Origin of the sequence: Streptomyces katrae (assembly GCF_000717655.1) — a bacterium.
In the GTDB taxonomy this organism is placed as follows: domain Bacteria; phylum Actinomycetota; class Actinomycetes; order Streptomycetales; family Streptomycetaceae; genus Streptomyces; species Streptomyces katrae_B.
Map to the genome: position 1 here is coordinate 12,820 of NZ_JNZY01000050.1, position 21,989 is coordinate 34,808.

A 21,989-nucleotide genomic window follows, 5' to 3' on the forward strand; every position below is an offset into this window, starting at 1 on the left:
CGGCATGCTCTCGCGATGGATTGGATACGTCTGGCTGCTACAACCATCTTCGGGCCGGATCTCAGACGATGCCGACAAGAGTGCTTTGCGGGGCGGGATTCCTGGTCGCGAACCACAGCCGGTGAATACGCGCTGCCGGCATGGGCACACTCGTCGGCACGTGGAGGCGGATCATGGGTGGACCAAGCGGCGCACAACCAGATCCGCCGGTGATCAGGCAGGTGCGGTACGACAGCGACGTCCTGACCGTCTCCTGGAGTGGGCCCGGACGGCCAAATCCCGAGCCGGCGTACGTGGTGCAGGTGGTGAACGGCGGCCACACGGTCGCAGAGGCCTGGACCGGGGCGGCGACCAATGCCGCACTGCCGCTCGGTGTGACGCCTGGTCAGGCCTACCACGCCCGAATCGGGATGTTCGTCGGCAATTCGGGGCCGGAGCTCTCGCCGGAGGTCGCGATCGTCACCGACACCTTCGCGGTCGAGCGGGCCGAGACGGACCCGGTGACCGGCGCCCTGACGATGTCCTGGAAGGCCGCGGAGAGCGACGGCTTCCTGGTCCGGCTCGTGGTCAACGGCGCCGCGTCGGACCGGGAAGTCCCGGTCGCCGGCGGATCCTTCGTCGTCAAGCAGCCACCGCAGGCGGGGTCGACCGTGGCTGCCACTCTGGCCCGGGTGGTCCGGACCGGCGAAAACGTGGTGTCCATCGGTCCCCACGGCCCCGGGTTCGCGGCGCCGACCGAGCGGCCCGAACTCCTCGCCGTCGGGTTCGACGCCGGTCTCCTCTCGGTGGCCTGGGCCGCCGTCCCCACCGCGGACGCCTACTGGATCAGCGTGCTGAACGACGACGGGCTGTTCTTCCCCGCCGCCGAGGTACACGCCCCCACGACGACGGTCGAGCTGGAGCCCGGGATCGTCGGCCACGGCACGTACAGCGTCGTCGTCCAAGCCGTCAACAAGGCGGGCTCCGGGCCGCCGTCGGCCCCGCTCCAGATCCGGCGCACGCCACCGCGCGTCACGCGGGTGACGTCGGACGGGGCGACGGTCTCGGTCGACGTGGCGCCGCCCGACTTCGCACCCAGCGCATACGACGCCGTGCTGTTCCGCGACGGCGTGCCGGTCCACCGGGAGACCGTGGGCCCCGCGCCGACGCTGTCTCTCGCCGTCCCCGATCCGCTGCCGCGGGGCGCTGCGTACGCGGCGTCGGTGCGCGGGCGGGCCGGGCGCTCGACCGGCCCGACGGTGACGGCCCCGGTCGTGCCGGCCACGCCGACCGTCGCGTCGGTGGTCTGCGACGCGGACCTCGTCGTGACCGCGGCAGCCGGGGAGCTGCCCGAGGGCGTGCCGATCGAGGCGGTGCTGTACGTCGACGGGGTTCCGGGCACGCCTCAGCGAGTGGCCGCGGAAGGCGTCGCCGTGTTCACCGTGCCGGTCGGCGACGTCGTCGCCGTCGCCGTCCGCGGTGTGGACGGCGTGGCGACCGGGCCGTGGTCCGTGCCGCTCCCGGTGCCCACCAGGCCGGCTGATTTCACCCTCGCCCGCGCCGACGGCGGCCGGGCCGCCCTGGCCTGGAGCGGGCCGCCGGACGGGACGTTCCGCGTCGCCGTCGGCGCCTCCGCACTCCTGACCCAGGGCCAGTCCGCCGACCTGCCGCTCACCGCCGGCCTGGCCACGGTCGCGCAGGTCGCCGGCGTGGCGAGGGGACCGGTGGCGCTTCTCGACCTGGTCACTGCCGGTCCACGGCTCACCGGTGTGGCCGTCGGAGGCGGCCGGAGCGTGACGCTGGCGTGTACGCCACCGAAGTCGCCGCCGTTGACCGGCGTGCGGCCCGTGGTGCGCTGGGACGGCACCGAGGTCGAGCTCGAGGCCCAGCCGGTCACCGGTGATCCGATCGTCCTGACGCTGCCGGACGGCATTCCCAACACCGCCACGATCGCCCTGCGGGGACTGGCCGGCGTCGCCGTCGGCCCACCCGGCAACGCCGCCGCGCTCCTCACCGTCGCACCGACCGGCGTCAGGGTGGCATACGACGGCGCCGACCTGCGCGTCTTCTGGGAGGCGCTGCCCTCGCCGCTCGTGGACGGGTACCGGGTCAGCACGGTCGTCGGCAAGACCGTGACCACGCTCGGCGACACGACGACGGCCTCGGGCAGCTGGCCGCTGGTGATCGAGGACACCTCCACCACGGTCGTCGTACAGGCGCTCGCGTCCCTGGCGGTCGGGGCACCGTCGCAGCCCGTCCCGGTGTTCACCGAGGCGCTGTTCGTCGGCCCTTCGTACGTCGCACCACAACTCGGTCCGGTGCTGACGGCGGCCGACCTCACGCTCGGACTCCCGGAGCTGTTCCTGACCCGGCAGGTCGACGACATCGAGCTGCCGCTCGGCTTCGTCCTGACGCCTGCCGGCTCCGGGCCATACGTCTACACCTTGCTGATCCCGGCGACCAGTCCCGTGTGGAACTTCACCGACCGCCCCGACGTGATCGCCACGTGGACCGTGCTCCTCACCCGGCTGCAGCCGTTCGGCATCACCCCGTACGGGGTCGCGGCGCTCACCGAGGCGGTGTCGCGGTCGATGCCGCAGACCTTCGCCGAAACGCTGTACTTCGCCTACGGGCTGCGGTTCGACCGCGGCTACTTCGACCTGCGCCCGGGCATCGTGATGCGCGTCGAGTACGAGGGCTATCAGATCGCGCCGGGCGCCCAGGGCAACCCGCTGTCCGGCTTCGTCACGGCCGGCGTCGCCGACTACGAGGTGGCGTCCTACGGCAACTCGGGCACTTGGACCAACGGCCTGGACGCCTTCCTCGCCGAGCTCGCGCGGCAGAACGGCGTCGACGTGCCGAATCCGTCGGGGCCGGCCACGGGGCAAGGACAGCTCTACGGCAGCGCGGGCGCGTTCGACCTGTTCGCGAAGGCACTACGGCTGCCGTACGCGCGCCTGGTCTACCCGAGGACGCTGCTGCCGACGACCACGCCGGGTTCGCTGTGGCCCCAGCAGAACGCCGTCCTGCTGGCGGCCACCACGCTCGGTGCGCTGGACGCGGCCACCGAGAACGTCCGCCGGCAGGACCCGCCCGGCGGCGGCGTCGCCGCGGCCTACCTGCGCGGTCGCGCGATGGTCCGCGCGATGGTGCGGATCAGCGTGAACGGCGCACCCCGGCTGGTACCGGTGGGGACCACGCTCGGCAACGTGCTCGCGAGCGGGGGCCGAAGACCGCCGACCGTCCCCGTGCCGCTGAGCGGTGTGACGATGCACCGGCCGCGCACGGCGGCGGCGCCGCCCGACGGGCCGGCCGGCGACTGGCTGGTCGTCCCGGGCTGGCAGCCGCGGGACCCGGCCGTGCTCGAGTTGCCGCTGCTGCACGGTGATCGTCTCGATCTCGCCACGGGCCTCTGCTGATGGCCGAGCCCACGTTCACCCGTGCCGGAGACACACCGCTCTACTGGGCGGATCCGGCGGACCGCGTGGCGGCCTTCCTGGCCTCCGACCCGGGAGCGCTCGGCGACCGGCCGACGCTGACCCGGACGTGGGCGGACAGCCGTGGTGCGTACGTCTTCCTCGGCAAGCCGGCCACGGACTCGACCGGGTTCCTGGCGACGCTGCGGACCTGGCTCGACCACTACGCGCCCCAGGGCCCGCCGCGCTTCCTCTGGGTCGCCGACCCGACGGCACCGCCGACCGTGTGGGAGACGACCGTGCTGACCACCCGGAAGGACCGGGACGGGACCTGGGTGCTGGACGGGGCGACCTTCCAGCTTGCGGACTACCGGCTCGGGTTGGCCGGGGGCGGGGTGGTCGCTCCCGCGGACACGGCGCAGGGCTGGGGCTTCGCCGTCGCCGACGGGGCCGACTGGTCCGCCGTCACGCTGTACTCGCCGACGGCCCGGTTCCCCGCGCGGCGCACGACCACGCTGCTGTGCATGGCGGCCGGACACACCGGTGCGTGGGGGTTCGTCATCGACGCACCGGCCGGCGGCGGCGACGCGTTCGCCGGGCTCGGCGCCGGGCTGCGCTTCTTCACCCCCGGGGAGGAGGGCGTCGTCAAGACCATCCGGTTCGGCGTCGTACGCCAACCGGACGACGCCGGCCTGGAGTTCCACGCCCGGATCGATCCGCTGCGGCCGCTGGACGGTGAGCGCACTTCGCTGGGCTTCTTCGCGGGCACGACGGGCGAGGGCGATCCACCGGCGCTGCCGTCGGGGTACGCCACGGTGCTCGGCCACGGCGCGGACCTTCGTCCGCTCAAGGCCGGAACGAACGGGGCGAGCCCGGCCCGGCTGGTGTTCGGTCTCGCGCCGTACTTCTCCGACGAGGAGGCGAACGCCGGCTACTACCTCGTCCCGGACGGGCCGTTCGCCCTCACGGCCGCGACCGCGGGGTCTCGCGTCATCTGCGGCATGTCAGGTCTGGAATACCTCGGTCTGCCCGATGAGGGCTGCACGCTGGCGTTCCTGCCCGGGCAACCGGCGTACGCACCGCTCGGCCCGGACCGGACCGGCGCCGACTCGCTCACGGCGCACGGGACGACGTCATGGGTGTCGGTCGAATCGGCCGCGGACGCCGGAGCCGTCACGTACTACAGCCAGCCGGAGGACGCGCCGCTGTACACGGCCGAGACGGCCGAATCCTCGGCGGCAGCCGGCGGCGTCGACCTGTTGGACTACTTCGAGGTGCCGGCCGCGACACCGACCCGGACCCCCTTCCCGATGGCCCCGTTCCACGGGCTCGCCGACGACGCGGTTCCCGACGCGGTCGCCGTCGAGCAGCTGGCGATCGCACCGACCCGCCGCGCGGTGCTGTTGCCCGGCGAGGACAACGAGGACGGCGGACCGGCGCCGGACACCGAACCGACCGTGGCCGTGACGCCGCAGGGGATGGCCGTCGGACTGGCACCCGACTTCAGCTGGAGCTGGCTCGGCATCGGCCACGACGGCGACGCGGCGGCGAAGCCCGACCTGCGCTTCACGGCGGTCACCGGCCGGTTCCGGAAGGCGATGCAGACCAACAACCTCTTCCTGGTCCTCGGCGACCCGGCGGAGTTCAACCGGTTCGGCTCCGTCGCGTACGGGCTCACCACGGCGACGCTCAACGTCATCGCCACCATCCCCGTGGACCACGGCGGCGTGCCGGACGATGTCCTCAGCGCAGTACGCAACGCGATGCACGACCGCGAGTACGACACCCGAACCGCCTTCATCGCCGCACTGGTTGCCGCGTGTCCCCGGATCACCGAGGCGGAGCAGCTCGTCTTCCTGCGCTTCGGCGGCCGGCTGACGCCGGTCGCCGGGGGCTGGCCGTTCCGGCTCGCCCCGGACAGCTGGCGGGAGTCGACGTACCTCGTCGTCAAGTTCGTTCTGGGCCGCTGCATCGCCGACCTGGTGGAGGACGTGTCCACCTGGGCCTGGCCCGAGGCCGCCTCCCGTACCGGCCGGCCGGCGGACGCGCAGGAAGCGATCCGCGGTGTCATCAAGGCGGCGCAGAACGCGCCGTCCGGGTCGCCCTACGCGTCGTTCCTGAAGGTCGTCCAGGACCCGAACTGGACCGGAGTGCTGGCCCTCTCGGCGGAGGTCCCGCTGGACGAACTCCCGGAAGAACTCCAGGTGCTCGCGGCGGGCATCGACCCGGCGGAGTTCGCCGCGCACCACTTCGGGCTGTCGCTCACCCCGTACCGCCGGGCGGACGGACAGTTGGTCTTCGAGCGCTCGGCGATGTTCGGGCTGATCGACTACCGGAACCCCGAGGACCAGTACTTCAGCGAGAACGTCCCCTATGCCTTCCGCGTCCTGCAGTTGACGGTCGGCGTGCGCAACTCCGTCGTCACGACGTTCACCAGCAAGGCCGAGCTGCTCGTCAACCGCCTGTTCGGCGCGCCCGTCCGGTTGCTGCCGACCACGCACGGGAACAACATCATTCTCGACGGCGCGCTCCAGCGACAGCAGCTGCCCGACGGCACGACGCACGACACGTACGTGTTCTCGATGGCCGAGCAGAACACGTTTCAGCTCGACGGACTGGTGCTGCAGAGTGCGGAGTTGCTGTCGACGCAACTGGTCACCGCGAAGGCATCGGACCCCATGTCGGGCAAGGCGACGGTCGACGCCGTCTTCCAGATGGCGGGCAACCTGCGGTTCCAGGAGCCGGAGAAGTTCGACCCGTTCTGCTGGGGCGTGGACGCGGTGGGCAACGACGGCTACCTCCGCTTCGGCGGCCTGGCGATCGCCATGTCGTTCGACCTCGGCGATCCGGCCGGGACCACCAGGTTCACGCTGAAGGACGGCAACCTCTCGTTCGACCAGGCGAACAGCAGGGCGCGCGCGCAGTCGCTGGTCGCCCGCTTCCCGATCCGGCTGACCGGACTCATCACCACGCCCGATCCGCAGCTCACGACGGGCATGCCGCCACCGCCGCAGACTCCTGCCGACATGGGCTATGTCTCGGTGACCGCTCCGCTCGACCAGTCGACGCTCACCCAGCCGTGGTACGGGCTGGACTACACCGTGGACCTCGGCTCGCTCGGCGCGCTCGCCGGGAGCAAGGCGTTCGCCATCCAGGTGCTCGTCGCGTGGAGCCCGGGGACGGCCGACACCGAGCCGGGGATCTACCTGGGTGTGCGGCTCCCGGGGGCCGACGGGCTGCTCGGGGTCAACCTGCCGCTGCAGGGCGTGGTGACGATGGGCTTCAAGTCGGTGGAGTTCCTGGTCGCCGAGGAGCCGGAGCTGCCGCGGACGTACACGTTGAGGCTGCGGGACTTCGCGCTGCGGCTGCTGGGCCTGGCGTTCCCGCCCGGGCACAACGACGTGATCCTGTTCGGCAACCCGGACCAGGGCGGCGCCTCGAAGGTGGGCTGGTACCTGGCGTACGCGTCGGCCGCCGACCCGAAGCGCCTGCCGCCACCGCCGGTCCGGGCGGCGCTGCGTTCCGGCAGAGGAGACTGACCGTGCCGAGTCTGACACTGGTGAAACTGCTGTGGTGCGGTCAGGGCATGACCACCCTCGTCGAAATCTACGACGACGGTGTCGAGAAGGACGCGGCCGACTACCTCGCGCTGATCGACTGCGGCGGCAGCCCCACATACGGGAAGGGTGCCGTCACCCACATCAAAGACAAGGTCGCGAAGAGGACGACAACGCCCAATAAAATGCTCGATCTGGTCGTCATCTCGCACCAGGACGACGACCACAACAGCCTGCTCGGCGCATTGGGGAAGGAACTCAAGACGATCGACGCCCGCGTGGGTAGCGTGCACATCGGCGGGCGCTCTTGGATCCAAGGCAACAAGGATACGGTGAACGAGTTCCTCACAGCCGTCGGATACCCCGCGGGCACGGTCGTATTCGATGCGCCGGCACAGAGCAACTATCCTGGCGGGGGCACCGCGCCCACACATTTCGCCGTGCACAACGACGTGAAGTTTCGTCTCCTGATCTCGAACCTGAGCGTCCCCGGCGCGACGGACGACATCGTGAGGAACGGGTCGTCCGCAGTGGTGGTCGTGGACAACGGGATCAATACGGTCGTACTTCCCGGCGACGCGACATACCAGACGATGCGCGAGATCAACACGAGACTGGGTGGGGCACAGTTGACGCCCCAGGTCCTGGCACTCGAGATCCCGCACCACGGAGCGCTGCGCACGGCGGTCGAGAACTATTCCACGTCCGGGAGGAAGAAGACGGACTTCACCTGGACGATCATCGAGAATTTCGCCACCACGGTGATGAAGCCGAAGAACGTGGGGGCGAGCGCCGGACCGTGGAACACCGACAATCACCCGGTAAAGGAGGTGATCGATGTATTCGAGGGCACGACTGACACCGTCCCAACGCACACATACGTGGCCTTTGTCTTTTTCCAGAATAGGTCCACGGTCCGGTGGGTCACCCTTGACAGCACTCGCGCGGTGCAAACCACCATCCAAGAGCTCACTGTAAAGCAGAAGAGGGCGCCGAAGAAGAGGAAAGTCGGCTCGGGGGCCTCGACCGCGGTCAACAAATTCGTTCACGGCGACATCGTGTACCGGCTCACGGGCACTCCGGGCCTGCGACCGGAGGAGATGGTGGAATTCCGCCCGCGCCGGACGTTCGGAATGCACGGGCCGGATGAGGACGTCGTCCAGGCTCCGGAACCCTAGGCAGGCCACATGTCACTCGACGGCATCTACGACGCGTTCCGAAACGCCGCATCGTCCGGGGAGCTCCGCGGCGACGCACCCACCGGGCTCTCCGGTCTGCTGGGTTCCCTCGGCGTGGACCAGCTCGAGGTCCGTGGCGGCCAGGTGTCCATGGGGCCGGACAGCGTCTGGCTGACGGCCACCACGGAGTATCTCAACACTGCGTGGACCATGCGGCTCACCGGGTCTCCGCAGCCTGGGACCGACGTGGCGGCCCTGAGGCTCGAACTCGGCAGCACGCCGGGGAGCACGGCCTGGACGTTCAAAGGTGCGTTCGGCGAACTGCCGGGCAGCCGCCGTCCCTCCAAGGGCACCACCGGCGGACTGATCCTCGGGGCCGGCGTGCTCGGCCCGCTCGTCATGGAGCAGCCCGCAGTCACGGCCACGAACGTACCGACCGGCACACAACCGCGGCTGTCCGGCACCCTGCTGATGCGCGGCGGTGCCTCGGTGCCCGGCAGCGACATCCTCGCCGGGTACGCCGCCTTCCTGGGCGACCGGCTGTACGTCGACGGTTCCGTGACGTTCCCGGCCGACGGGCCACCGGTCCTCGAACTGCGTGCCGTCGCACCGGGCGTGCGCCTGCAGCTCGCACAGTTGGACGTCTCCGCGGTCGGTCTGATGCTGACCACGGACTACCCGGACCCGTGCCCACTGCCCGCCGCGGGGGCGCGCCGCTCGGCCGTCCTGATGTTCGCCGACGTCACCTTGCCGACCGAGCCGGAGGAGACCGTCACCATCAGCGGCCCGCTGGTCTTCGGAGACTACGTCTGGCCGCTGTCCATCGATTTCGCCACCCCGCTCGGACTGGAACAAGGAATCCAGGCGCTGATCGCGATGACCGGTGCAGAGGGCACGGACTTCACGCTGCCCAGTGGCATCGCGCCGATCGACGTGTTCGGCCTGAAGAGCCTCGGCTTCGGCGTCGTGCCGGCTTCCGGCAACCCCGGCCCCGGCCTGTCGTACGCCGCGGTCCGCATCGAGTCGAAGGAGCCGTGGGACCCACCGGTGCCCTTCCTGACCATCGAGCAGGTCGGCACCAGCTGGGTGTTCAGCTTCGATCCGGCCGGCCGGACGCTGGTCACCGGTGCGGTCTTCGGAACGATGCGGTTCGGCGAGAAGAACCGCTCCTCGCTGGGCGCCGCGGGGCCGTACGTCGCGGCGGCGGAACGTGGCGGACCGACGGGAGCCGGCCTGGACGACATCGTGGTGGCCGTCCAGCTGACGCTGCCCGAGCTGGCGTTCTCGGCGACCACCCAGGAGCCGTTCGACATCCCGATCTCGGAGGTGTTCCGCGCCTTCTTCGGCGGTGACGGACCGCCCGTGGGCGCCGGTCTGACCTGCGATTCACTGAACGTCTACGCCTCGCTGCTGCGCCACGAGTACTCGGCCGCGCTGGCCGTCAGCGGAGACTGGCCCATCACGGCCGGCAACGTCACCCTTGCGCTGACCGGGTTGCAGATGCAGGTCCAGGTGTCGCAGAACAGCGTCTCCGGCCTGATCACCGGCAAGGGCGAGATCGCGGTTCCGGACGCTGCGCCGATCGAGCTGCTGGCTCAAGCGGAGTACCCGGGCGACGGTTCCTGGGTCTTCAGTGCCATGATGGCCGGCGCCGTCGACCTCCCGCGTCTGGTCTACGGCCTGCTGGGCCAGAAGCCGGCCCCGTGGGTGGACCAGATGACGTTCGAACTCGCCGACCTCGGGATCCGGTTCAGCACGGCACCCGGCTACCCTTACACCGCCTCCGGCACCCTTCGGATGACGGTCGGCGAGACGCTGCTCGGTATGTCGTTGCGGCTGCTGCTGACTGCCGACATCGAGCGCAGCCTGCGCGCCACGCCCGCTGACGAGCACCTGGCGATCGCCCTTCGCGGCACGACGCTCGTGGACCCGCTGACGGTGCTGACCGGAAGCCTGTCCGGATCCTTCACGCTCAACAAGCTGGAGATCACCGCCTCGGTGTCGGTCACCGACGCGGGCAAGGACTACACCTTCGAAGTCGCCTACGGCGAGCTCTCCTTGAGTGCGCTGACGTCCTGGATCGGTGAGGGGACCGACCGACACCAGATCCTCACCCTCCGCCTCACCGGCACGCTCGGCGAGCTGGTCACGTCCCTCGTCTCGCTGGCCAACCCGAACGCGACGTTCCGGCTCGATCCGCCCTGGGACTTCCTCAACAGCGTCAACCTCACCGGTCTGGCACTGACCATCGACCCGGCCAAGCAGAGGGTCGCCGTCAAGCACGACCTGAAGCTGGACCTCGGATTCGTCAAGATCCAGTCCATCGGCCTGAGTTACGACCGATCGACCGGAAGCCCCGCGGTGAACATCGCGCTCGACGCCCAACTGCTCGGGGACAGCACCGCCAAGCCGCTGACATGGGATCCGGTCACCCAGGCACCACCCCAGCCAGCCGGCCTGGGACAGAAGCTGTTCTCGCTGCGCTACCTGGGCCTGGGTCAGCACGTTTCGCCGAAGAACCTCACCGCGTACACCAGTATCTCCGCCGTGGTCGACGCGATGGTCGCGGCGATGCGACCGGTCAGTCCCGCAGCCGGCAAGCCGCCGATCAACCCGGCGACGATGGTGTTCGACGCCTCCAGCCAGTGGCTGTTCGGCATCGATGCCACCTTCATGGACACGGTCGCGGTCAAGCTGGTGATGCACGACCCGGACCTGTACGGCATCCTGCTGGCGCTGAGCGGTCCGCGGGCCGGCTCGCTCGCCGGGCTGAGCTTCGAGCTGCTGTACAAGAAGGTCACCGACGACATCGGAGTCTTCCACGCCCGGCTGCAGATCCCCGACGCCTACCGGCAGTTGCAGTTCGGCGCGGTCTCCGTGACGCTCGGCGTGATCACCGTGGACATCTTCACCAACGGCAACTTCCGGATCGACCTCGGATTTCCGGCAAACCGGGACTTCGCCAACTCGTTCGCGCTCGAGGCCAGCATCTTCAACGGCCGGGGCGGCATCTACTTCGGCCTGCTGAACGGCGCCACCTCCAGCCGGGTTCCGCGCGTCACCGACGGGACGTTCAGCCCGGTCCTCGAACTCGGCGTCGGCCTGTCCATCGGCGTCGGCCGCACCTTCCAACGCGGCCCGCTGCAGGCCGAGATGTACGTCAACCTCGTGGTGATCTTCGAGGGCGTGCTGGCGTGGTTCCACCCGGACGAGGACGGCGGGAGCACCGAGCTCTACTACGCGTGCCGGGGCACGGTCGGCATCGTCGGCCGGCTGTACGCGACGGTCGACTTCAAGGTCGTCCGACTCGACCTCAACCTGCAGATCTCCGCGATGGCGACCGTCGAACTGGCCGCGTACCGGGCGACCGTCGTGGCGCTGAAGCTCTCGGTGCGAGCCAGCGCCAGCGTGAAGATCCTGTTCATCACGGTCTCGTTCTCGTTCTCGCTGACGCTGGAGACCTCGTTCACCATCGGTTCCGACAGCACGCCACCGTGGCGGCTCGCCCCCGGTGTCGCCCGTCGCGGCCTCACGGCCCGGAAAGCACGCGCCGCGCGCGCGGTGGAGGAGCAACCGCCGTACCGGCTGCGCTTCGACCCGGCCGTGCACGTCTTCCCCGACGGCCGGCCCCGGACCGCGGACCTCACGCTCGTCCCCGCCTACACCCTCGCCAACGTCCCGGTCGACTGGACCGGCCGCACCCCGCCGTCGAACGACGAGCCCGACTACCGCCTCGTCGTCATGCTGCTCGCCGACAACGCCGTCCCGGTGGACGCGGTCACCATCGCCCACACCGAGCGGCCCGACGTGTCGCGCAACCCGCGCGCGGACACAGCCGCCGACACGTCGTTCAACCTGCTCGCCGACGGCCTGTTGCGCTGGTCCCTCGACGCGCTCGGCGTCTCCTCGCCGAAGGTCACGCTCGACGAGCTGATGCAGCTGGTCGAGCAGTTGGCCCTGGCCGAGGCCGAGAACGACGGTTTCACCTGGGCCAACATCCAGGGTTTCCTCGCCAACAACATCCACCTTCGGATCAGCGGCACCCCGGCGGGTGACACCGCCGACGACGTCTCCGGGACGCCGTTCCCGATGATCCCGGTGCTGAAGTGGACCTCGACCGGCCTGCCCGACCCGGCCGACCGGGACCGCGACTTCGCGGCCTACCGGCAGATCGACGCGACGTACGCGGCCAAGGCGATCGCGTACTTCGCCGAGCTCGACCCGGTCCCGCCGGGCGACCGTGCCGCCTCCCCCGCCGTGACGGACGAGCCCAGCGAGTCCATGGCGACGTTCGTGCTGCGCGACTACCTGCGCATGGTCGCCCGCGCCGCCGCGCAGGCCGCCGTGAACCTGCTGACCGCGTTCCCCCACGAGGTGGAGGAGAAGGACTCGCTCCACTCCATCGCGGCGAGCTTCGGGACGGCCACCACGTCGTACGAGGTCGCCGCCCGGGACACCGCGGACCATCTCGCGTCGTCCCTCGGCGTCTCGGCGGCCGAGCTGCTGGCGCTGAATCCCGGCCTGCCGGACCGGCTGACCGCCGCCCAAGCCGGCGACACGCTCACGGTCACGCTCGGCGTCACGGCGCAGTCGATCGCCGTCGCGAACCCCGGCTGGCCCGTCGCCGCGGACGTCCCGGTCACCCTGGGCACGCTGCCGGTGCAGCTCGGCGCGGGCCAGTCGCTCGGTCAACTGGCCCGCGCCTACCAGGCCGATCCGACCGCGCTGCTCGACCACCTGCGCGAGACCACCCCGCTGCTGCGCGCCGGCGCGACCGTCCCGCTGCCCGGGTTCGTGCACGCCGGGCTGTCCGTCGACGACACCGCGGCGGTCTTCTACGTCCGGCTCGGGCTGACGCTCCCGAGCGAGGTGCCGCTCGCCGACTGGTACCAGCAGGCGATCGAGCGGCTGGGCGGCAACCCGGGGCAACCGCTGCCCCCCACCCTCAAGGTGCCCGCCGCCTACCAGAGCACCGCCACCCTCACCTGGACCACCCTGCCGGGCGATACCGTCCTCGATGTCGCCGCGTACGCCGCGCTGATCCAGAACGTCGTGCCCGGCACGCCGTTCGCCGACTGGCTGGAGGCGGTACGCACGGCGAACGAGCCGGTGGACCCGGAGGGCGTCCGCCTTCCGGCCGACGCCGCGGCCGTGGTCCTGCCGAACGACACGCTCCGCTCGCTCCAGGACCGTCTCCTGCTGCCCGCGGACCGGTTCGACAGCTACGCCGCCGCCGCGGACGCGCTCGTACCGCTGGTCACCGTCGAGGTGCCGGGCGCGGTCGGCACGACGGCCTCCGGCCTCACCCTGCTGACGCTGGCCCAGCGGTACGGGCTCGGGCTCACGGACCTCGCCGAGCGGATGGCCTTCGACACGGGCGTGCTGGCCGCCCAGCCCAAGCAACGGCTCACCGTGCCCGACGTGCCCGCGATGGCCGTGGACGAGCTCGTCGCCGCGATGCACGACGGCCCGGCCATGTCCACCGTGAGCGGCCAGGTCGCCCGGTTCGCGCTGGGCGGGTTGCGTCTGCCCGCGCCGGTCCGGGTCGGCGGCGCGTACCAGGCCACCGGGCCGATGACCGGTGGCTACGAGCTGATCGGCCAGCAGGTCACCGGCCCGCCGCCACCCCCGGCCGGATCCGAGGGCCCGGTCGTGACCATCACCGTCGACAAGGCTCAGCCCGCCGACTGGCTGACCTTCGCCGACTCCGCCGTACACGACGGAGTGATCCGGCTCGACGCCGCCGAGGCCGACAGCGCGGTCATCTCGATCACCGCCGCCGACCTGCGGGACAAGTACCCGGCGACCGGACTGGTGCCCGTCATCGAAAGCCCGCTCGCGGCCCTGCCGCTTTCGCACGAGGTCGGCGCGCGCCACACCGTCACACAGGTCATCCCGTGGCAGACGACCACCACCGTCCAACTGCCCGCCGAGGCCTCCGGCCCGCCCTCGCTCTGGACCCTGCCGAACGACCTGATCGCGCGCGCCGGGTCGGACCGCAGCGGCTCGGAGTTCCTGCTGGAGCAGACGACCCCCCAAACCGGCGCGGACGCCCGCTACACGGAGCTCGGCTGCTACGCGTGGGCGACGCTGGTCTCGTTCACCGTCCGCCGCCTGCCGGGCCTCACGGGGACGGTCGAGGTGCTCGGCGCCGACACCGCCGACCGGCAGCGGATCGCGCAGCTCCTGGAGTACCTGCGGAGCGTCCCCGAGAAGCCGGCGACCGGCGCCTTCCCGCCGGCTCCGCCCGGCGAGCGCCCGCTCCTCACCCTGCTCTGGCAGCTGCCGCCGTCACCCGGCCTCAGCCCGGGTCTGACCTCGGCACCACTCGTCGCCGACCGGACCTTCATCGTCCAGACGACCCTGTCCACCGAGACGCGCAGCGGTCCCACGGCCGAAAGCGCCACCGCGGGGAAGCATTTCGCGGCCATCGCCGACTGCGAGCGGTTCCTGACGCTGCTGTGGGAGTGCAGCGTCGTGGGCGGCGGCGGCTACTGGATGCAGTACCGCGGCGAAGTTCCCGACTCGATCTTCGACCAGGACGGGCTCGCCCAGTTGTCTCTGCTGGTGCAGCTCTCGTCGCAGTGCGGTGCCGCACCGGACCGGCACCTGTTCGCCTTCACCAACGTCGCGGTGGTCGGCGACGGGGTGGATCCGGCGTCGGTCGCGCTCGCCGCGCGTGCGGTGAACCCGCCCGAGCTGCGGCCCGTCGCCTCGGTCGACCCCGGTCAGGTCGGGTTCACCGCGCGGTTCGCCAACCCGCTGGCCGACGACACCCCGCAGGGCCGGCTGCGCCGTCTGTACGGGCTGCTCGGTTTCCAGCTGGACCCGACGACGGGCTTCCGCGGCAGTGTCGAGGGCCGGGCGGTGTCGCCGAAGCCTGCGGACGGTACCGACGAACTCGGGTTCCTGGTGGCGAACGAGGCTGCAGAAGAGGTCTGGGACCTGACCCGGATCGTCGACATCAGCCGGTTCGCCGTGCGGCACGCCCCGGGCGTGCCCACGGCACCGCCCTCCGTGGGCAACCCGTACGCCGGCGTCACCGCAGGCGCGAAAAGCCAGGTGTCGGTGTGGTTCCAGGACGTGTTCGGCAACCGGTCGGGCAGTCCGAGCCAGACCCCCGTGCCCGTCCGCTACACCGACCCGGTCATCGGCGTCGGCGCCTGGCCGTCGACCACCCTCCACTACACCGTCGAGCCGTCCGGCGCCCTGGCGGACCTCGCCGTCGCCGTCGACCTCCAGGCCGTCGCCTACCAGCCGGGCGCGGGCGACCCCGGCAGCGCGGCCGCCGACGCGGCGACGCGCGACCGGGACCGCCTGGTGCCGGTCTACTACCAGGTCACTCAGCCCGACGTCCGGGCCGCGCTGCTCACCTCGCTCCAGCAGGTTCCGGGATCGGAGCCCACCCCGCTCCCCGTCGACGTGGCCGTGCTGGGCCGGTACGTCATCGGTGCCCACGCGCTGCTCGGCTCGCTCGCAAAGATCGCTTCCGCACCCGCCACCGACGCCGCGACCCTCGACGGCCTCTGCACCACCTATGGCGTCGGCTTCGACGAGCTGGGCACGGCGAACGCGGGCACGGCCATCAGCGCCATGCTCGACGCCGATGAACTGGCGGTACCGGTGAGCGCGGCGTTCCGCAGCCAGGACACGATCGCCGGGTTGTGCGACGCGGTCGACCCCTCGCTCGACCCGGAACAGGTGCTGCTCGACGAGGACAACACCGTGCTGCCGCTCAACCCGTCCGTCGAGCTCGTCACCCCGCCGCGCGACGCGGTGGTGCCCCCCGAGTCGCCGCCGGCCGGCGAGCTCGCGGCGTCGCTGCGCTGCGCCCTCAGGACGCTCGTGACGGCCAACCGGGACCGTCCGGGGCTGCTCACCCCGGGGTTCGTCTTCGACTGCAACGGGGTCAAGGTCCAGGTCTCGTTCGACCGGCCGGCCAGCGAAGCGACTTTGGCGGGCGTCGAGTCGGCGTTCCGGGACCTCGGTGTCCCGTTCGACGCCGCGCAGGTGGTGTCGCTGAACGCGGAGCAGCCGGGCATGTTCCGTGCGGGCGCGTCCCTGCACGTCACCGGCTACCTCGTCGAGAGCGGCGACACCCTGCGCGACAACCGGGCAGGCCTCACACCCGACCGGCTCGCGCCGCTGAACACCACGACCGTCAACCTCTTCACCCCGGGCACCCCGCTGTTCCTCACCACGACGCCGACGGCCGTACCGGCGGGCGACACGCTCGAGCACTTCGCCGCCGTCAACGCCACCACCCCCGGGGCGCTGTTGCGGCACAACGGCTCGGTCGCCCTCTCGACCGGCTCTCCCCCGGACGTGCCCGGGATGTGGGCGTGGCCTTCGGACCCTGACGCTCTGCGGGTGCCGTACACCGTGCGCGAGGGCGACTCGCTCGACGGCATCGCCGCACACTTCCCCGGTGCCGGCCTGGTCGAGGTCAACGCCGGGATGCCGGGGACCGTCGCGTCCGGCGTCACCATCACGGTCGGCAGCGAGTCGGTGACGACGGCGGCGCCCGCCTCGTTCGCCGAAGTCTGCGCGCTGTTCGGCCCGCCGGTCGACCTCGCCGCACTCGCCGGGGCGATCGGCGAGCGGACCGGCGTGCTCGCGACCGGAGCGCTGCTGGTCTGCCCGCCCGGCGTCCTCCCCGCGCAGCCCGCAGCGGTCGGAGTGACACCGCAGGAGGCCGCCCGGCCGTTCGGCGTCACCGCGGTCGCGCTGCTCGCCGCGAACGCCGGCACACCGGGCCTGCTCCTGCCCGGGCAGGTGCTGCGCGGACAGCAGCCGGGCGCGGACGGCACTGCGCCCACCGAGACCACCGCGGCCTGCGACACGCTGACCGCCGTGGTCGCAAGGTTCCGTCGTCGGGGTGTGACGACCGGCGTCGAAGCCATCGCCGCGGCGAACGCCGACACCGGATTCCTGCGACCCGGCGCGCGCATGGTCGTCCCGCCGGCCACTGCCCGCCTCACCGGCCGGCTCGGCAAGTCGACGCCGGACGGCGTCCAGTGGTCGTTCCCCGAGCCTGTCTTCCCGGTCACCGTGGCGCTGGACCTCTTCCGCGAGCCCACACTGGTCGACCCGGCACTCGCCGCGACCGCAACGCGCGAGGTGACCGCCGTCCCCGCCGGCCGCAGCACCGACCCCGCCCAGAACGATGCGCTCACCCTGACGGCCTTCGCGGAGCAGGTCCAGCGCGCGGTACCGGTCCTGCGGCTGGCGACGGCACCGGGTCGTACGTCCGACACCGATGTCTGGGCCGTCGTCTTCGACACGGGCGGCATCGAGAGCGTCAGCATCGAGCCCCCGCTCGAAGTCGCCGGCACCATGCAGCCGCGCACCTTCGCGATCCGCCCGCTCGCCACCACGCTCATCGCACGGCCGCACGTGCACGCCCCCGGGTTCGACGTCCGGACCGGGCTGCTGACCCAGGGCCAGACCCGCGACTACCAGGGCATCGACCTCGAGCTATGGGCCCAGGGGTTCCTCGCGGACTTCGAGCTGCTGCTGTCGGCCGCGTACGTCCAGGGTGCGTACGAGCTGGGCCGGGAGGTGCTCGACGGGATCATCGGCGTCAAGAAGACACTCGCCGGTGCCGTCGCGGCGGGCCTGGACTACGTCCTCGCCGGGGAGGCGCCGGACGCCGGAACCGATCCCAAGCGCGCGGCGGCTGTCGAACGGCTGCGTCAGGAGCTGCTCGTCTCGCCGGCCCGCGGCTACGCGACCTCGGCCGTCGTCCAGTACGACACCAGCGCGGCGTCCCCGTGGACCGACCAGTACGCGCGGCTGTCCGGCCACCCGGTCGTCGACTACCGGGACGTCCCCGCACACCTGCGGACCGCGACGGTGTCGAACGGCAAGGTCTCGCTGGCCGACGGCGACTCGCAGATCAATTTCCTGATCACCGTCCCCGACGTGGCCGCGCACGCCGCGCTCGATCTCACCCTCGACTTCGCCGGCGTCGAGCTCGAGTTCGGGATCGCGCGGGAGGTCGAAGGCTACGAGCGGTCCGACTGGCTCACCTTCGTCACGCCGCTCGCCTCCGGCTCACCGCCCGCCCTGGACTTCGACCTCGGCGCTCCGCGCGTGCCGATCCCGCTGCGCGCGTACCCGCCGATGCCGATCCTGCTCGACCAGCACGCCGACGTCCCCACCGAGGCCGACGGGCTCAGCGACGCCCTGTACTGGCAGTACCGGTGCTCGGTGCAGCATCAGTCGGCCGAGCAGGACACCGTCGAACTCCAGGTCACGTACAACCAGTCGGCCCGCACGCCCGCCGTCGCACCGGCAGACGACCTGTTCGGTGCCCTGGCGCAGTACACCGCGGTCTCCGCTCCGCTGCTCGGCCTGCTCGCCGGGCTGCCCGACTGGGAGGCTGCCGACCCCGACGAGCGCACCGCCATGACGAACGCGCTGGGCACGTACCGAGCGCTCGCCGACGCTGTCGCGCAGGCCTGGACTGCGCACTGGGCAGAGGGGCCCGCGCCCGTACCGGTGGTCCCCGTCGCGGCCGGTGGGCCGGTTGCGGACGTCTACCGGTACGCGCTCGGTCTCGACGCCGAGAACGGCTGGTACACGGTGCTGCGGCTGACCCGCACGGTGGAGTCCGGCCCGGGTGAGACGGGCTGGCCGGAGAAGATCGTGTGCGTCACGGCGGCCGGTGAGCGCCACGAGCTCACGCCCTGCGATCCGAAGGCGTGCGGGTGCACCGACGCAGGCCACTGCCGGTGCTACGCGTTTGCGCTCCAGGCGGTCGAGGCCTTCACGCTGCTCACCTTCGAGTTCACGTTCCCGCGCGTCCACATCGCCGCGTACCAGAATGCGTCGGCCAGTGCCCGGGTCACCCGCAACGGGCGGCTTCTCGACGAGGGCTGGCCGGACACCGCGCCGTCCTTCGTCTACCGGACGCCGGAGGTCGGCCACCCCCAGCCGGTCGTGCCGTTCATCGACATCACCGGCGCCATCGCCATCGACCCCTGGGATCCGTCCGATCACAATCCGCTCGCGCCGATGTTCGACGCAGTCTTCGACGGCGACCCGTCCGACCGTACGATCGCGATCGGCGCGCGGTACGAGTACACCCTCGTCGCCGGCGAGCCGCCGGTCTCGGCGCTGCTTCCCGTCGTCCAGTCGACCGTGGGCAGGTACGGCACGGCAACGGTCCCGACGCTCAACCAGGCACTCGTCGAGTGGAGCGAGCGCGAGCAGCCCGCGACGGAGGGCGGGGCCTGGGTCTTCCGGGTCAGCCTCTACTCCTCCGTCGATCCGTCACTTCAACGGCCCGTGTTGCAGCTCAAGCACCTGTCGTCCGCGCTCTAGGCTTCCCCGTCGACCCGCTCAGGCGTCACCTCCTCCAGCGGGCACTCAGCGAGAACCCGCCGTCCCAGCTGAGGGCGACCGAGATCCACCAGCGTGCCCGGGTCTGGTCGGCCCTCACGTCCGAGAGCTACCCGAAGCCGTGGAATCCGAGGATCGGCGAGATATTCAGCACCAAGATCAGGGACGGCGTGGTCCTCTCCGGACGTCGGCTGCCTGACCTGCTGGTGGCCGCGAACACCGACAACGAGGCCTTCGAGGAGTTGGTCTCGTACCGTGCGGCGCACTGGCTGGCCTCCTTCTCCCTGGTGGAACCCGACCGCGGTTCGCTGGACGGCCAGGAGGCGATCGACGACGTGGGCGGGCGCGTGGCCAGGGAGCGGCGGACGGTGACGAACGTCCTGCAAGCGCTGCTCCACGAGCTGAAGAACCGGGCGGACGGTTCCCCGGCGTCCCCGCCCCTCACCCGTGGCCGGGCCGACGCGGCCGTACGCCGCCTCAACCAGACGGTGGCCCGCCTGCGCGAACTGCCCGAACTCGTCGAGACGATGGCGGAATCGGAGTGACGGTGCGCTCTTCGGTGCGCTCGGCCGGGGCGGGCACGGGGGGCCTGCCCGGCGGGCGCGGAAACTCTGCGCCCCGGGCGGGGATACCTGTGCTCGCGAGATGAGAAATTCGCGGACCGCGCACTGAGAGATTTTCACGGTTCACCGAGGGCGCGCGATATTTATGGCGCGGGCCACCGAGCCGTGCTAATGTCGATCTCAGTTGCAGTTGTGGTTCCCAAAATTTCAAGCACCCATTCGGACTTCACGTCCACTGTGAGTGCTTGTGTATTTCCGGTCTTTCGGTCCGGCGGGGCAATCATCGCGGCGACACGCGGTCCGCACGTTGCGGATCCCGTTGTACTGCCCCAAAGGAGATTTGACATGGCTACTGGTACCGTGAAGTGGTTCAACGCGGAAAAGGGTTTCGGCTTCATCGAGCAGGAGGGTGGCGGCGCTGACGTGTTCGCCCACTACTCGAACATCGCCGCCCAGGGCTTCCGCGAGCTGCAGGAAGGCCAGAAGGTCAGCTTCGACATCGCGCAGGGCCAGAAGGGCCCGACGGCCGAGAACATCGTTCCCGCCTGACGCTGACGCGTACTTCGCAGCTGGGGCCCGCATCCCTCGGGGTGCGGGCCCCAGCTGCGCGTTTTCCCCGCAGTGAGTTCACCTGCGGGACGATCCGAGGATTCCGCGCCTTCCGCACGAGGCTCCTCACCCGGGGACACCCGCACCGCGGCCCCTTTTCCAGCGCCTGAGCCCGCACCGTCTTTTGCCGGCCAGATTCGCTTTCGCGTTCCATCCGGCCCATTCTCGCAATTCTCCGCGCACTCACTGCTGCGGGAATTCCTTGATATGCGCCGCATTCGAGGAAGGTTCCGCATGAACCGCACCCGCACGAACAATCGCTCCTCCGCCTCCCGCACGGGCGGGAGCCGGTTCGGCTCGGCGGCCCTCGGCCGTTCGGGTGGTCAGTCCCGTTCCGGCGGCTACGGCCGCCGGCCCGCCGCCGTACAGGGGGAGTTCGCCCTCCCCCGGACGATCACCCCCGCGCTGCCCGCCGTGGAGGCGTTCGCCGAGCTCGACATGCCCGCCCCGCTGCTCGCCGCGCTCGACGCGGAGGGCGTGAGCGTCCCGTTCCCGATCCAGGCCGCGACCCTGCCGAACACCCTCGCGGGCCGCGACGCGCTCGGCCGCGGGCGCACCGGTTCCGGCAAGACCCTCGCCTTCGGCCTCGCGCTGCTCGCCCGTACCGCAGGACGGCGGGCGGAGCCCCGCCAGCCGCTGGCCCTGGTACTCGTCCCCACCCGCGAGCTCGCCCAGCAGGTCACGGACGCCCTCGCCCCCTACGCCCGCTCCGTGAAGCTGCGACTGGCCACCGTCGTCGGCGGAATGTCGATCGGCAAGCAGTCCGGCGCGCTCCGCGGTGGCGCCGAGGTGGTCGTCGCGACCCCCGGACGCCTCGCGGACCTCATCGAGCGCGGCGACTGCCGGCTCGACCAGGTGGACATCACCGTGCTCGACGAGGCCGACCAGATGGCCGACATGGGCTTCATGCCGCAGGTCACCGCCCTGCTCGACCAGGTGCGCCCGGGCGGCCAGCGGATGCTGTTCTCCGCGACCCTGGACCGCAACGTCGACCTGCTCGTGCGCCGCTACCTGACCGACCCCGTCGTCCACTCCGTCGACCCCTCGGCCGGCGCGGTCACCACGATGGAACACCACGTGCTGCACGTGCAGGGCGCCGACAAGCACGCCACGACCACGGAGATCGCCGCCCGCGAGGGCCGCGTGATCATGTTCCTGGACACCAAGCACGCCGTCGACCGGCTGACCCAGAACCTCCTCGACAGCGGCGTACGGGCCGCGGCCCTGCACGGCGGCAAGTCCCAGCCCCAGCGCACCCGCACCCTGGCCCAGTTCAAGACCGGGCACGTGACGGTGCTGGTGGCCACCAACGTCGCGGCCCGCGGCATCCACGTCGACAAC

7 protein-coding genes are annotated in these 21,989 nt (G+C 71.2%); all 7 read left to right on the plus strand.

Annotated features, from left to right (window positions below):
• The first annotated feature begins 173 nt into the window (after positions 1 to 173).
• Positions 174 to 3,398, plus strand: coding sequence for a hypothetical protein (locus IF09_RS0135645; RefSeq protein WP_158710147.1), 3,225 nt, complete (start codon positions 174 to 176; stop codon positions 3,396 to 3,398).
• Complete coding sequence (locus IF09_RS0135650) at positions 3,398 to 6,934, plus strand: hypothetical protein (RefSeq protein ID WP_030303071.1); 3,537 nt, start codon at positions 3,398 to 3,400, stop codon at positions 6,932 to 6,934. Before IF09_RS0135645 ends, IF09_RS0135650 begins: the two co-directional genes overlap by 1 nt.
• A gap of 47 nt (positions 6,935 to 6,981) precedes the next feature.
• Complete coding sequence (locus tag IF09_RS0135655; protein WP_158710148.1) at positions 6,982 to 8,130, plus strand: MBL fold metallo-hydrolase; 1,149 nt, start codon at positions 6,982 to 6,984, stop codon at positions 8,128 to 8,130.
• 9 nt (positions 8,131 to 8,139) lie between these two features.
• Positions 8,140 to 19,458 (plus strand): LysM peptidoglycan-binding domain-containing protein, encoded by an 11,319-nt coding sequence (locus IF09_RS0135660; RefSeq protein ID WP_030303075.1) that lies wholly within the window; start codon positions 8,140 to 8,142, stop codon positions 19,456 to 19,458.
• A 188-nt stretch (positions 19,459 to 19,646) separates the two neighbouring features.
• Positions 19,647 to 20,021 carry a hypothetical protein gene (locus IF09_RS46570; protein WP_030303077.1) on the plus strand — a complete coding sequence of 125 codons (375 nt, stop codon included), beginning with the start codon at positions 19,647 to 19,649 and terminating at the stop codon, positions 20,019 to 20,021.
• Positions 20,022 to 20,384: 363 nt separating this feature from the next.
• Positions 20,385 to 20,588, plus strand: a complete 204-nt coding sequence (locus IF09_RS0135670) for a cold-shock protein (RefSeq protein ID WP_030303079.1) — start codon at positions 20,385 to 20,387, stop codon at positions 20,586 to 20,588.
• A gap of 294 nt (positions 20,589 to 20,882) precedes the next feature.
• On the plus strand, positions 20,883 to 21,989 hold a 1,107-nt coding region (locus IF09_RS0135675; RefSeq protein WP_037636952.1), incomplete at its 3' end, for a DEAD/DEAH box helicase.